A 12,775-nucleotide genomic window follows, 5' to 3' on the forward strand; every position below is an offset into this window, starting at 1 on the left:
TCCGGGCTTGTTTTGTTCTCTGGTAGAGCAGAACAGGCTCAGGGCTACTGAAAGCCCGCTCCGTACCGCTTAGCGGTCGGAGCCGGGTAGTTTACTTCCCCGGCTCTCCCCGCAGTTGCTGGGCAAATTTGTCGGCGAACTTGTCGCTGTCGAAGCGAGCCTGCGCGTTTTGAATGGCTTGGTGAATGCGCCGCTCGGTCGCGTCCGTGGTGCGGAGCACTTTGCACCCATCTCGGGTGTGGGTATTTGGGGTATAGCCGGGCTGAGGGTAAAAGCTTGGAAGCCCTTCTCTACTCTAAGCCTTGAATCACGTTTTTCTTTCTGCTTCTCCCAAGGCGGCTCCGGCGGTCGTTGCCAAGGTATTAAAAGTTCCACGGCTCCTGCTCTCTTTGGGAGACATTCTGAACTCAAAAAGAGGCTCTGGGGTGGTTATTTGTAGAACCCAAGCTACTACGCGGGTACAGCGGGGCAAGTTTCCGGAGAGGTTATCAAGCGCTACACAGAGGCTCAGAAGACAGAGCAAGGGGGCGATTGAGTCCCTTTGGTCACACTCAAGGCTCATATCCATGCTGGCTTACAAGCTGAGGCAGTTTTGAGGGACGCTCTGTAGCTGCTGTCAACCTGCCGTGAACCTAGGACCGCTGAGATAAACGATGATAAAAACAGCAGCTGCTGTTAACCCTCCGGAGTTCGAAGCCTAGGGATCCCCTCCATGACTTCCCAGATTCAGCCCTGCACACGCGAACAGATCTTGAATGGAATGGGCATCACCACCCTGTTTTCGGCTCTCATTGTGGGTCTCTGGATCTGGCTGGGATCCTCCTTTCCCGTGCCGTTTCGCTGGGATCCCCTAGCCTTGGCGTGGGGGGCAGGGCTGGGACTGGGGGTGGCTCTGCTCAGCGGCGGGGTTTACCGGCTCTGGCCAGCCTATCGTCGGGCAGCCACTGCCTACTTACACTGGGTGGCGGATCCCTTGCAGTGGGGAGATATCCTTTGGGTGGGCCTGCTGCCGGGCTGGAGCGAGGAATGGCTGTTTCGCGGTGTGCTGCTGTCAGCTCTGGTGGCCAGCCCCTTAGGGTGGACAGGCGGGATCCTGCTGAGCGGCCTCTTGTTTGGCGCCTTGCATTGGCTGGGATGGCAGGGCTGGCCCTATGCCGTCTGGGCCAGCGGGGTTGGTATCCTCATGGGGATTGGCTTGTGGCTGTCGGGAAACCTGTTGGTCACCATTGTCGCCCACACCCTTGTCAACTGGATTGGGGTTTGTGCTTGGAAATGCTTTTTCTCTCAAGCGGAGCCCTGAAGGATGCAGTTTTCCTGCTCCCCTCTTCCCTTATGGGAAAGGGGTTGCCTGTAAGCAGCGCAGAACCTTGGGCAAGTGCCGCAAATTGAGCTTAACTTACTTGTCGATGCCTTCCTGTCAATGCCCCACCGAGATCTCCTACAACTAGTTTTGGGATCCTTCCCATGGCTGCGCGTGGGGCGATCCTTGCTGCTGGTCGGGCTGGTGGTGTACGGCTACCTGCTCTGGCTGGGCTGGTTTCAATCGGAGCGAATGATCTTTTTGCCTCGTCCCGCCAGCTATCGAGATGGGGATGCCATTCTCAAGCTCACGACCTCTGATGGGCTACAGATTTCAGCGGTATATCTGCCCAATCCGGCTGCTGCTTATACCCTCCTCTATAGCCATGGCAACGCTGAAGACTTGGGGGATATCCTGCCCCGCTTGGTGCACCTGCAGCAGGCTGGGTTTGGCGTCTTGGCCTACGACTACCGCGGCTACGGCACCAGCGAAGGGATCCCTTCCGAGGCCGGCGCTTACAAAGATATCGAGGCCGCTTACACTTACCTAGTTGCCCAAGGGATCCCGCCGGAGCGGATCTTGGTCTATGGAAGATCAGTAGGGGGCGGGCCCTCGGTTTACCTGGCAGCGCAAAAACCAGTGGGCGGCCTGATCCTGGAATCTACTTTCGTGACTGCCTTCCGCGTCTTGACGCGCATCCCGCTGCTACCTTTCGATCGCTTCGACAACCTCAGCCGCATTGCCAAGATCGATTGCCCGCTGCTGATTTTGCACGGTACCCAGGATCGTCTAATCCCCTTCTGGCACGCTGAAACCCTTTATCAAGCAGCGAGGGATCCCAAACGCTTGGTGCCCATCGAGGGAGCCGATCACAACAACTTGCTGCAGGTGGCCAGAGAGCGCTATGTCCCCATCCTGCACCAATTCGTGGCCGAGCTGGTGGATCCCAAGCTGCAGGCAGGCTGAGCAGCAACTGCCAATGTTCCCTTCCTTGCGTAACTGGGAGGTCGCGAGCGGGAATAGGAATGGTGGCGTTAACTGGCCTTTAAGCTTTTTGAGCCAGCAATTCTTGCAACAGATTCTGCGCCGTCTCCATAAAGCGCATCACATCGGGATGATGGCTCCAGATGGGGTCATTTTCAGGAAAAACCTCCAGCGAGAACATACCCTGCACTGCCTGGAGGTAGGGCAGCAGGACGGCATAGCTGGCCTGGCTGAGACCAGACCTCAGAACCTTATCCAAGAGCTTGAGCATCTGCCGTACCAGCTCCCAGCTCACTTTCAAAGGGGGGTAGAGCATCACACAGAGGGGAAACAGCTCCTGCTGGATAGCCGCCATGCTGCCTTCTAGGGCACAGAGGCCCAAGTACACCTGAAACATCTCCACATCGCGGATGCTGGAAATCCGCACGTTCAGATCTGTCAAGGGACCGCTTTCGCAGTGATAGTCCGGAAAACGTTGGGCTACCTCGGCACAAATGGACTCTGCCACGCTGGTAACCAGGGGCAAGAGCTCTTGAATAGCAGCCAAAGGCGCAGAAAAGTGATCGCCTGCCTGGGCGGCAGCGGCCTCGTACATCCTCTGCAAAGGCATGTACAGGTGGTCATCCATGACCTTCAAGTAGGGGTGGAAGAGACCCCGCTCCTGGGGCAGCAGAGCCTGCAGGACCATTTGCCCCGTGTAGTGAAATTGCATGCTTAAAAAGCCAAGTACCCGCGGATCCGGCTTGCTGTAGCGAGCCCGCAGCTGGCCACAAGATGGCGCGATCTTTACCGAAAAGCGGGCTGGTGAGAGGCCCTCCCCACAACTTGCTGCTGCCTTTTCAAATAACTCCTGGGAATCCTCGGCAATTTGCCAGGGATCAATCAAGTCCGGATCCAGCCGCTGCCTCGGTATTTCAGCAGCCAAGAGCCGCTCCGTCTTCGCCCAGGCCTGGGAGCTGGCAAAGCGCAAAGATCCCTTCACCTTGTCAGCTAGAGGGGCGCCTGGCAGCTCGCCCAAGGCAGCCTGTGCCCGTAGCTTGTCTACATATTTTTGCGCCCACAGGGTGGCCAAGCTGCAAGGTGTAACGGTTTCTGCGTCTTGCCTCAATTCTTCCATGGCCTACCTTACGTCAGAGGATCTAGTGCTACCTAGCATACTTCTAGGGGGCTACCGCTGCAGCAAAGAACTTAAGGAACGTTAAGATCCGCGCAGCAATTGTTTACGTTCTGCCTGGGCGCAAGGCGTCAGGGAAGAGGAGGAGCACTCCCTCCCGCCAGCAAGAATCTTAAAATCACCTGCAATCCGCTCGGAAAAGTGGAGTTATGTGGCAAGATCGGGAGGGATCGGGTCGAAGGATCCGGATCCCTGTCTCACCGGATTGAACCCTTTTACGGAGGATCAAGAGCGTATGTCTCTCCGACTTGGCGATACTGCTCCCAATTTCACGCAAAAGTCTACCCACGGCGAAATCGATTTCTACTCTTGGGCCGGGGATAGCTGGGTGGTGCTGTTCTCTCACCCCGCCGATTACACGCCGGTCTGCACCACAGAGCTGGGCACTGTTGCGAAGCTGATGCCCGAATTTGAAAAGCGGGGTGTGAAGGTGATCGCCCTCAGTGTGGACGATGTGGAGTCCCACGTGGGCTGGGTGAAAGACATCGAGGAAACCCAGAACGCCACTTTGACCTATCCCATTTTGGCAGATGCAGACCGCAAGGTCTCTCAGCTCTACGGCATGTTGGATCAAACCAACCTCAATCAAGAAGGGCTGCCCCTGACGGTGCGCTCGGTGTTCATCATCGATCCCAACAAGAAGATACGCCTCATTCTTACCTACCCGGCCAGCACAGGCCGCAACTTCGACGAGCTCCTACGCGTGATCGATGCCCTACAGCTGACGGATAAGTACAATGTCGTCACCCCTGCCGACTGGAAAGACGGTGACGATGTCATCATTCCGCCTTCGCTGAAAGATCCGGAAGTGCTGAAAGAGAAGTTCCCGAAAGGCTATCAGGAAATTAAGCCTTATTTGCGGGTCACCCCTCAGCCTAATAAGTAGTAAAAGCCCGAACACCAACTTTGACGGGCGCTTGAGAAGGGATCCCTTCGTCGGGTAAAGCTGGGATCCTTTTGGTCTGGATCCCCTTATCGGGGATCCTTTTTACTGTTCGGGGAAGGAGGCTGCCTCTGTTGCTTTTTTGGCCAGCTCATCTACCGTGAAGTAGCGATGAAACTTATCGGTCACCCGCAACCAGGGGGAACGGCTGCCTTCTTTGCGATAGCGGGTCACAAAGCCTTTTTCCACCAACTCTGCCACGTGCTGATAAGCACCTTGGCCGCGCAACTCCACCAACTCCGCCTGCGAGAGGGGGCCACGCAGAATGATGGTGGCCAGGGTACGGGTGGCACCCACCCCAATCTCAGGGGGCAAGAGCCGGTTGGCCAGCTCCAAAAACGGCTCCCGCAACTGCAGGGCAAACCCCTCCTCCAGCTGTAAGACCTCCAAGGCAGAATCACGGTGGGCATAGTCTTCCATTAATTCCAGCAGCGCATCGTAGGCTTCGTCGCGACTGCAATGGGCCAACTGGGCCAGGGCCGATAGCTCCAGAGGCTGCCCCTTCAAATAGAGGATTGCTTCGATCCGATTTTTCAGGGCCAAGACACGCTCCCTCTGACCTTGCTTTTCCGCCAACAAGGGATGCGAAATCGACTTAAGAGAACGCGGGGCCATTGCAACAAGGGATCCGCTCAACTTGCTCCGTAGCATAGCAGCAGTTCTAGGCTGAGGGATCCCTTGACCAAGCGGGCCGGATCCATCCTCGCCTTCGAGCTAGAACCCTACCCCTGATGCCACCACCATCACCACCACCGCTGCAAAGATAATCAAAGCGTAAAACTGGGCCTTGCCGCTCTCCAGGTATTTCATCGCCTCGCCGCTCACCATGGTCACCAAGCCCGTCAGGTTGACCACACCATCCACAATGCGGCTGTCCACCTCCAGCGCCTCCCGTGCCACGAAGCGGGTGCCCTGCACAAAGACTCGCTCATAGAGGTCGTCAATGTACCACTTGTTGAGGGAGAAGTAGTAGAGCGGCTGCAGGCTTTGGGGGAAGGTGCCCGGGTCGATGCGCTTTTGCCAGTAGATCAAGCTGGCCAAGGTGATGCCGATCAGCCCAATGCCCACGGAGCTACCCGCCATGATCAGAAACTCTGCCCAATCGAAATGGCCCGCCAGCACCTCCTGCCACTCTGCTGCCACCAGCGGCAAAATCGAGCCTGCCTCCGCCACAGACTCAGCCGGTGGGTGGATGAAAGCTTCAAAGAAGTTGGCAAAAGGGGTACCCACCAGGCCAATCAGCACAGAAGGGACGGCCAGAGCCAACAGCGGGAAGGTCATCGACCAAGGGGACTCATGGGGCTCTGAGGCATGGGCATCTCCGTCGTGCAGGTTTTCGTGGGCTTCAGGATGGCTGCTGGGCTGGGGTTTTTCTTGAATGTTCATGGCTCCAGGGCCAAAGGCCGGTTGTTTCCCCGCAAAAACGTAGGCAAAAGCTGGCACAGGACGGCCCTGGCTGATGGCCACCTCCTGCCGCAGTCTCAGGTTGGTGCCGCGAAACTCCCCTTCGAAGGTGAGGAAGTAGATGCGGAACATGTAGAAGGCAGTGATCCCGGCGGTGAGGAAGCCCACCCCCCACAAAGCTGGGTTCCGTTCGAAAACAGCGCCCAAGATCTCGTCTTTAGACCAAAAGCCGGCGAAGGGCGGGATCCCACAAATGGCCAACGTGCCGATCAAAAACGTGATGGCCGTAACCGGCATGTATTTGCGCAACCCCCCCATCAGGCGCATGTCTTGGGCCAAAACCGGGTCATGGCCGACCACCGCTTCCATGCCGTGGATAACTGAGCCAGAGCACAAAAAGAGCATCGCCTTAAAGTAGGCGTGGGTCATCAGGTGAAACAGGCCCGCCCCATAGGCGCCGCACCCCATGGCCATGACCATGTAGCCCAGCTGGGAAATGGTGGAGTAGGCCAAGCCTTTTTTGATGTCGTTTTGGGTGATGGCAATGCTGGCCCCCAAGAAGGCTGTGCCCGCCCCTGTCCAGGCGATGATGTCCATGGCCACCGGGATCCCTTCCAGCACCGGGAACATGCGGGCCAAGAGGAATACCCCAGCCGCCACCATCGTGGCTGCGTGGATGAGAGCGGAAATGGGCGTGGGGCCCTCCATGGCATCCGGCAACCACACATGCAGCGGGAACTGGGCCGACTTGGCCACCGGCCCCAAGAACACCAACACCGCAAACAGGGCAATCAAGCTGCTGCTCACTGCCCCGCTAGCCAGCATCTCCTGCAGATTGCGCCCGATCTCGTCAAACGCGAAGGTACCGGAAATCCAGTAAAAGCCCAAAATGCCCAACAGCAGGCCGAAATCTCCCACCCGGTTGACCACAAACGCCTTTTGCGCTGCTTCTGCCGCTGCCTGCCGGTCGTGCCAAAAGCCAATGAGCAGGTAGGAGCACATCCCCACCAGCTCCCAGAAGATATAGATCTGCACCAGGTTGGGGCTGACCACCAAGCCCAGCATCGAGGAGCTAAATAAGCTCAGGTAGGCGTAGAAACGCACATAGCCGGGATCGTGGGCCATGTAGCCATGGGAGTAGATCTGCACCAGAAAGGCCACGGTGGTCACCACCACCAGCATCATGGCGCTCAGGTGATCCACGACAAAGCCCATGTCCACCGAGAAGGATCCCGCCTGGGCCCAGGTGATGGTTCTGAGGACGGTTTCGTGCCCTTGCACCTGGCTGACCAAAAGGGCAAAGGCATGAACCATCGCCGTCCCGGTCGCGAACACGCTCAAAAAGGCAGCCAAAGAGCGGTTGGCCCTTGTCCAGGCGTTGAACATCAGGATACCTAAGCCGAGGAGAAAGGCTGCCACCAAAGGATAGACGGGGATCAACCAGGCGTATGTGTAGATGAATTCCATGGGAAATGCTTCCGAATGCGTCCTCTCACAGTAACGAACCTGCTCTGCTAGCCCTGCAATTGGCCGGTGGGAGTGTCTGGTGGGCTGGCATTTGCTCAACTGCTTCTGCCATTGTAAACTTTTGCGACAGAGTGCGGATCCGGATCCCGAGCATCAAGTCCATCACAGCAGAGGCTTTTCCCAGAGATCAATCGGGATCCCCGCAGCTAAATCTGTAAATATCCTAAAGAATCGGCTCTGAGCCCAAGCTGACGGTCGCAAGCAAAAAGATGACAGGGATCCCTTGCGAGCGCTACAACGAAGGCTAGATCTACTGGCGGTCTGGAGAAACTACCCATGAGCTTGAACCTGGTGACCCTGGTGGGGCGAGCCGGCATGGATCCGGAGGTGCGCTACTTTGAGTCAGGCAAGGTGGTCTGTACTTTTAGCTTGGCGGTCAACCGATTCCGCAAAGGGGAAGACAAGCCTGATTGGTTTAACCTGGAGCTGTGGGGCCGCACTGCCGAGGTGGCCGGAGAGTATGTGCGCAAAGGCAGCCTCATCGGGGTAACGGGCAGCCTGAAGTTTGATCGCTGGACAGACAAATCCACCGGAGAAGAGCGCCAGAGACCCATCATCGCTGTGGATCGGCTGGAATTGCTGGGATCCCGTCAAGACCGCGACTCCAACCTGCCCCCCGAAGAGCCGTTTTGACCCGTTGGACTGGAGCTGGGCAACCTCAAGGTCCCGCTCCTTCCAAGCATCGCCTACAGGCCTGCACCACTGCTGTCAAATCCTGGCTGCACCAGGGATAGTCCAACGGGGGTCGCCGGATCACCCACAGAGGGATCCCCAGGGTTTTGGCCACCGCCTGTTTGATCCCCAGCCCACCTGCTTCCCCAGAAGCTTTGCTGATCACCACCTGAGGGCTGAACCGCTGCCAAAGCTGCAGTTCTTGCTCAAAGCTGAGGGGCAAGCGCATCCCGATCACCCGCTCGGCAGGGATCCCGGCTTGCACCGCTTGGGGAACCGATTCCGGCAGCACCCGTGCCCACAGTTGGCAGCGATCTTGCCAAGGTACAAACAGGGGCAGGGCCTTCACTCCCACCGTCAGCAGCACCCGCCGCCCCGCCAGCACCGCCTCTGTGAGCACCCCCTGCCAGTCCGGCACCACCTGGACCCAGGGATCCAGCTCCAGAGGAGGGCGTTCGTAGCGCAGGTAGGGGATCCCCAGTTGGGCCGTCACCCGGATGGCCAGTTGCGAGATCTGCAGGGCAAAAGGATGAGAGGCATCCACCACCACGCAGATCCGGCGTTCTTGCAGGAATTCTTCCAAAGATGGCGGCGAAAATCGGGTGACCACCACCTGACCAGGCAAATCCTGATACAGCCTTCTGGCCCCTTCGGTGGTGACGGTTGCCACCCAAGGGATCCCCTGCCGGCTGAGGGCATCGGCCAAGCTGCGGCTCTCGCTAGTGCCCCCGATCAAAGCCACTTCCACCAAACCCCCGACTGAGCTCATAGTGTGTTGCCAAACTTTGACGCCCGTAGATACGATCTAGATCACCGGCTGGAGGCAATTGCTCATGATCGAGATGCATGTGGCTGGGATTGCGGTCGATGCCGTCAACCAAAACCCCATTGTCATCCTGCGCGATGGCAGTGAGCGTCGTGCCCTGCCCATTTGGGTGGGAAAAGCAGAGGCCAACGCCATTTTGCAGGCCCTGGACGACCAAAAGCCACTGCGCCCCATGACCCATGATCTCATCCTCAACTCCTGGAAGACGTGGGGGATCAAGCTGGAGCGAGTCATCATTCACGCGTTGCTGGATAACACCTTCTACGCGGTGCTCGTCACCGTGAATGGTGACAAAAAACAAGAGATCGACTGCCGCCCCAGCGACGCCATTGCCCTCGCTCTGCGGGCCCATGTTCCCATCTGGACGGTGGAAGAGGTCATTGCGGAAGCCTCGATCCCCATGAACCAGGATGCCGACGAGGCGGAGCGGGAGGCCTTTCGCAAGTTTGTAGAAAATGTAACCCCCAGAGACTTTATCCGCAGCTACCACATGACCGACCATCCCACCGAAGCCGACAGTTAAGCAGCTAAGGCGGATCCCACCCCCAGGGATCCCGGCAGACAGGCCATGCCCCAGGTTGCCAGGTTAACGGTCTATCCCATCAAGTCCCTGGATGGGATCTCTCTGTCTGAGGTGAGGCTGACGGCGGGGGGAACTTTGGAAGGGGATCGCCGCTACGCCCTGGTGGATGCGGGGGGAAAGCGGGTGAACGGCAAGCGCCATGCTGCGGTCCACCGCCTGCGGGCCCGGTTTGATCCCCAGTTGGGCCAGGTGCAGTTGTGGGGGGATGGCAAGACGGCCCAGTTTGACCTGCAGCAGCAGCGGGATGCTTTACAAACTTGGCTCAGCCACTGGTTGGGCTTTCCGGTGCAACTGCTGGAGGATCCTGTCAGGGGATTTCCAGACGATCCCTATGCCGACGGCCCCACCCTGATCAGCACAGCCACCCTGGAGACGGTGGCCGGTTGGTTCCCCAACTTGACCCTGGAAGCGGTTCGGCAGCGCTTTCGCATGAATATTGAGCTGTCGGATTGCTCTGCCTTTTGGGAGGATCGTCTCTTTGCCCGCGCAGATCAAGGGGTGCGCTTTCGCATTGGGGAAGTGGAGCTGCTGGGCCTCAACCCCTGCGCCCGCTGTGTGGTGCCCACCCGGGATCCCCTGAGCGGAGAGGCCTATCCCGGTTTTCAAAAGCACTTCGTAGCGCAACGGCAGAAAACCTTGCCACCCTGGGCCGAAGCCAGCCGCTTTGACCATTTCTATCGCCTTGGGATCAATACGTGGATCCCGAGAACGGAGGCGGGCAAGCACCTGAGGGTTGGGGATCCCGTCGAAATCCTCGGGGTTGAACCCCTCAGCCTTTACCCTGAGCTGAGTCAAATCCCAGGTTAGTTTCCGACCTACAATCAAGCTAGAGCAGCTCTTTTGGCTTGACCAAGCTATGCAAACCCTGGATCGGCCCAACGCCCCCACCCAGCAGCCCTACCCAGAACCGGTCTATCCTCGTCGCCCCACCCGTACGGTGGCCGTAGCTGATGTGTTGATCGGCAGCCAGCACCCGGTGGTGGTACAGTCCATGATCAACGAGGACACCCTCGACGTCGACGCGGCAGTGGCCGGGATCCGCCGTCTGCACGAGGCAGGCTCAGAGATTGTGCGGGTTACCGTTCCCAGCATGGCCCATGCCAAGGCGATGGAGGCAATTCGGGAGAAGCTGATCCAAACCTACAAGCCGGTGCCTTTGGTAGCCGATGTCCATCACAACGGCATCAAGATCGCCCTGGAAGTAGCCAAATACGTGGACAAGGTGCGCATCAATCCAGGGTTGTTCGTCTTTGAAAAACCTCAGCCCGGTCGCACAGAATATACCCAGGCGGAATTTGAGGCCATTCGTAACAAAATCCGGGAAACCTTCACCCCCCTTGTCCAGACCCTCAAAGCCCAGAACAAAGCCCTGCGCATTGGGGTCAATCATGGATCCCTGGCAGAGCGGATGCTCTTCACCTACGGGGATACGCCTGAGGGCATGGTGGAGTCGGCCCTGGAATTTGCCCAAATCTGCGCCGAGCAAGACTTTCACAATGTGGTGCTTTCCTTCAAGGCTTCCCGCCCGCAGGTCATGTTGGCGGCCTACCGGCTGGCAGCCCGTCGCTTCGATGCCCTGGGCCTGAATTACCCCTTCCACTTAGGTGTCACCGAGGCGGGCGATGGAGAATATGGGCGCATCAAGTCGGCGGTGGGGATCGGAACCCTCTTAGCTGAAGGGATCGGCGACACGATTCGGGTTTCTCTCACGGAAGCGCCAGAGAAGGAGATCCCGGTGGCCTACGGCATTTTGCAAGCTCTGAACCTGCGCAAAACCATGGTGGAGTATGTGGCCTGCCCTTCCTGTGGCCGCACCCTCTTCAATTTGGAGGAGGTGCTGCAGAAGGTGCGCGCCGCAACCCAGCACCTGGTGGGGCTGGACATTGCCGTGATGGGCTGCATTGTCAATGGGCCGGGAGAAATGGCCGACGCCGACTACGGCTACGTGGGCAAGACGCCGGGGGTGATCTCCCTCTACCGCGGCAAAGAAGAAGTGAAAAGGGTGCCGGAATCGGAAGGCGTGCAGGCGCTGATCGATTTGATCAAAGCCGATGGGCGCTGGGTGGATCCCCCTTCTTCCCATTAACTCTGCTTCCCCCTCAAGAGGCGACCTGCCCAGCCATCCTGCCGCGCTCTTGCTTCGCTCAGAAACTGGCTAGTGGCGTTTGCCACGCAGAGCTCTGGCGCGGTTGTTCACCTGCCTTACAAACAGCGGCAGCAGGTGCGTCTGGATGTATTCAAACGCTGCTTGCAGACCTTCTTTTTCGTAAACCAGGCCGATTTCCGCCTCAACCTGCGTGGGATCCCTAAAGGTCGACAAAAATTGGTTGGAGGTCAGCCAAGTGAAGAGTTCTGCGCGATTCAGGTCACAACTGGGCGGGGAAGGCACTTGCCAGTCTTGAGGTGGCCCAAGCAGCCACTGCCGGGCAAACAAGCTCAACACCGCATCCCCCAGCCAAGCCTTGTCGCGACGGGATCCCTCGTCCAATTGGGCCACCTGCTGTCTGATGGCCTGGCTGGTCGAGGAGCAATGGGATCCTGTCGGCATGGAAGTGGCAAGTGCGCAAGGACTGGCAGCAGACAAGCCCGGCGGCGAAGCGCCCCTGCCTCATTTTAATTAAGATAGGGTCTGGCCCGTTGCAGATGGAGTGTGGCATTGTGAGGATCCTTGGAGCATGTTGTTGGAGCTAACCCCAGAAGAATGCGAATCGGTGATTCCGGTGGTGCCAACGCGCCTTCAGTATGCGGCTTACTGGAGCGATGCCCTCAAGAGCACGGGCCGCATCATCACGGCCATTTTGGTGGGTGTGGCGTTGCTGGTTCTCTCTCGCGCTTTCGGCGAGGGATCCTTTCTGGGGGCAATCGCCTTCCTGGTCGGGATTCTCTCGTTGCTCTATCCCTTCCTGTGGGGGCCGCTCTATACCATCTCCCGCCGTCAGCTAGCCTTTCGCGAGATTCCCTATGGGGGATTGTTTTTTGGGCAGGTGTTGCGCACTCGCCGCTACGAGGTGGTGGTGGAAGAGCGAGAAAAGCTGGATGAAGAGGGCAACTTCTACATTGAAGAGGTGCGGGAGCGCCAGTTTGAGATGGAAATTGGCGATGAGACCGGAGTCGTCTATCGTGTGCGGGCCAAGGACGATCCCCGCTACAGGCGAATTGTCAAAAAGCAATCGGTGCTCGGGTTGGTGAAAGCCTATTCCCGCGATTTGCAGCGCCGGCCCACCTTGAGCGAGGTCTACGTGGTCAAGCTGGGGGAGTGGGTGGGAGATGTCTCCTATCTGGATCGGGAGGCTTTTTTGGATATGGCAGATGAGCTGTTGGAGCTACAGGCCCAAGGACAAGCTTGATCCCCTGGATCCCTG

At 58.2% G+C, this 12,775-nt stretch carries 14 protein-coding genes; 8 read left to right on the top strand and 6 right to left on the bottom strand.

Annotated features, from left to right (window positions below; all coding sequences use genetic code 11):
* Positions 1-91: 91 nt before the first annotated feature.
* Positions 92-220, bottom strand: a complete 129-nt coding sequence (locus ACVWZG_RS12160) for a hypothetical protein (RefSeq protein WP_414422432.1) — start codon at positions 218-220, stop codon at positions 92-94.
* Between the two features lie 492 nt (positions 221-712).
* On the opposite strand from ACVWZG_RS12160, the gene ACVWZG_RS12165 reads away from it, so the two are divergent.
* Both ACVWZG_RS12165 and ACVWZG_RS12170 read left to right on the top strand, forming a co-directional pair.
* The gene (locus ACVWZG_RS12165; protein ID WP_414328684.1) at positions 713-1,300 is read left to right on the top strand and encodes a CPBP family intramembrane glutamic endopeptidase; all 588 of its coding nucleotides are present in this window, start codon (positions 713-715) and stop codon (positions 1,298-1,300) included.
* Positions 1,301-1,420: 120 nt separating this feature from the next.
* Positions 1,421-2,266, top strand: coding sequence for an alpha/beta hydrolase (locus ACVWZG_RS12170; protein ID WP_457404697.1), 846 nt, complete (start codon positions 1,421-1,423; stop codon positions 2,264-2,266).
* A 79-nt stretch (positions 2,267-2,345) separates the two neighbouring features.
* Here the strand turns inward: ACVWZG_RS12170 and ACVWZG_RS12175 are convergent, their stop codons facing one another.
* Positions 2,346-3,401 (bottom strand): hypothetical protein, encoded by a 1,056-nt coding sequence (locus tag ACVWZG_RS12175; protein ID WP_414342724.1) that lies wholly within the window; start codon positions 3,399-3,401, stop codon positions 2,346-2,348.
* A 292-nt stretch (positions 3,402-3,693) separates the two neighbouring features.
* Here ACVWZG_RS12175 and ACVWZG_RS12180 point away from each other — a divergent pair, with 292 nt between their 5' ends.
* Positions 3,694-4,344, top strand: coding sequence for a peroxiredoxin (locus tag ACVWZG_RS12180; RefSeq protein ID WP_457404700.1), 651 nt, complete (start codon positions 3,694-3,696; stop codon positions 4,342-4,344).
* A 102-nt stretch (positions 4,345-4,446) separates the two neighbouring features.
* Here the strand turns inward: ACVWZG_RS12180 and scpB are convergent, their stop codons facing one another.
* Together scpB and ACVWZG_RS12190 are read right to left on the bottom strand one after the other, a co-directional pair.
* Positions 4,447-4,944: an SMC-Scp complex subunit ScpB gene (gene scpB, locus ACVWZG_RS12185; protein WP_457404703.1), complete on the bottom strand. Its 498-nt coding sequence runs from the start codon at positions 4,942-4,944 to the stop codon at positions 4,447-4,449.
* Positions 4,945-5,115: 171 nt separating this feature from the next.
* Entirely contained in the window at positions 5,116-7,272 is a 2,157-nt protein-coding gene (locus ACVWZG_RS12190) for an NAD(P)H-quinone oxidoreductase subunit 5 (protein ID WP_457404706.1), read from the bottom strand.
* Positions 7,273-7,608: 336 nt separating this feature from the next.
* Between ACVWZG_RS12190 and ACVWZG_RS12195 the strand changes: the two genes are divergently transcribed.
* A complete protein-coding gene (locus ACVWZG_RS12195) occupies positions 7,609-7,965 on the top strand; it encodes a single-stranded DNA-binding protein (RefSeq protein ID WP_414408589.1) in 357 nt (118 codons plus the stop codon).
* A gap of 25 nt (positions 7,966-7,990) precedes the next feature.
* Here ACVWZG_RS12195 and ACVWZG_RS12200 read toward each other — a convergent pair whose 3' ends face one another.
* Positions 7,991-8,773 (bottom strand): cobalt-precorrin-6A reductase, encoded by a 783-nt coding sequence (locus ACVWZG_RS12200; protein ID WP_457404708.1) that lies wholly within the window; start codon positions 8,771-8,773, stop codon positions 7,991-7,993.
* A 64-nt stretch (positions 8,774-8,837) separates the two neighbouring features.
* Between ACVWZG_RS12200 and ACVWZG_RS12205 the strand changes: the two genes are divergently transcribed.
* Genes ACVWZG_RS12205 through ispG form a run of 3 tightly spaced genes read left to right on the top strand, consistent with a single transcriptional unit; the run spans position 8,838 to position 11,499 of the window.
* Positions 8,838-9,353: a bifunctional nuclease family protein gene (locus ACVWZG_RS12205; RefSeq protein ID WP_457395186.1), complete on the top strand. Its 516-nt coding sequence runs from the start codon at positions 8,838-8,840 to the stop codon at positions 9,351-9,353.
* A 45-nt stretch (positions 9,354-9,398) separates the two neighbouring features.
* A complete protein-coding gene (locus ACVWZG_RS12210) occupies positions 9,399-10,220 on the top strand; it encodes an MOSC domain-containing protein (protein WP_457404710.1) in 822 nt (273 codons plus the stop codon).
* Positions 10,221-10,269: 49 nt separating this feature from the next.
* A complete protein-coding gene (ispG, locus tag ACVWZG_RS12215) occupies positions 10,270-11,499 on the top strand; it encodes a (E)-4-hydroxy-3-methylbut-2-enyl-diphosphate synthase (protein WP_011431793.1) in 1,230 nt (409 codons plus the stop codon).
* Between the two features lie 69 nt (positions 11,500-11,568).
* Here the strand turns inward: ispG and ACVWZG_RS12220 are convergent, their stop codons facing one another.
* Positions 11,569-11,961, bottom strand: coding sequence for a hypothetical protein (locus tag ACVWZG_RS12220; protein ID WP_457395130.1), 393 nt, complete (start codon positions 11,959-11,961; stop codon positions 11,569-11,571).
* Positions 11,962-12,088: 127 nt separating this feature from the next.
* Between ACVWZG_RS12220 and ACVWZG_RS12225 the strand changes: the two genes are divergently transcribed.
* Positions 12,089-12,760 carry a hypothetical protein gene (locus tag ACVWZG_RS12225; RefSeq protein WP_414350264.1) on the top strand — a complete coding sequence of 224 codons (672 nt, stop codon included), beginning with the start codon at positions 12,089-12,091 and terminating at the stop codon, positions 12,758-12,760.
* The last annotated feature ends 15 nt before the right edge of the window (positions 12,761-12,775 follow it).

The organism is Thermostichus sp. OS-CIW-33, assembly GCF_054059615.1.

Coding starts and splice junctions, on each gene's coding strand:
- ACVWZG_RS12165 (WP_414328684.1), top strand. CDS start 713: ATGACTTCCCAGATTCAGCCCTGCACACGCGAACAGATCTTGAATGGA.
- ACVWZG_RS12170 (WP_457404697.1), top strand. CDS start 1,421: ATGCCCCACCGAGATCTCCTACAACTAGTTTTGGGATCCTTCCCATGG.
- ACVWZG_RS12175 (WP_414342724.1), bottom strand. CDS start 3,401: ATGGAAGAATTGAGGCAAGACGCAGAAACCGTTACACCTTGCAGCTTG.
- ACVWZG_RS12180 (WP_457404700.1), top strand. CDS start 3,694: ATGTCTCTCCGACTTGGCGATACTGCTCCCAATTTCACGCAAAAGTCT.
- ACVWZG_RS12190 (WP_457404706.1), bottom strand. CDS start 7,272: ATGGAATTCATCTACACATACGCCTGGTTGATCCCCGTCTATCCTTTG.
- ACVWZG_RS12195 (WP_414408589.1), top strand. CDS start 7,609: ATGAGCTTGAACCTGGTGACCCTGGTGGGGCGAGCCGGCATGGATCCG.
- ACVWZG_RS12200 (WP_457404708.1), bottom strand. CDS start 8,773: ATGAGCTCAGTCGGGGGTTTGGTGGAAGTGGCTTTGATCGGGGGCACT.
- ACVWZG_RS12205 (WP_457395186.1), top strand. CDS start 8,838: ATGATCGAGATGCATGTGGCTGGGATTGCGGTCGATGCCGTCAACCAA.
- ACVWZG_RS12210 (WP_457404710.1), top strand. CDS start 9,399: ATGCCCCAGGTTGCCAGGTTAACGGTCTATCCCATCAAGTCCCTGGAT.
- ispG (WP_011431793.1), top strand. CDS start 10,270: ATGCAAACCCTGGATCGGCCCAACGCCCCCACCCAGCAGCCCTACCCA.
- ACVWZG_RS12220 (WP_457395130.1), bottom strand. CDS start 11,961: ATGCCGACAGGATCCCATTGCTCCTCGACCAGCCAGGCCATCAGACAG.
- ACVWZG_RS12225 (WP_414350264.1), top strand. CDS start 12,089: ATGTTGTTGGAGCTAACCCCAGAAGAATGCGAATCGGTGATTCCGGTG.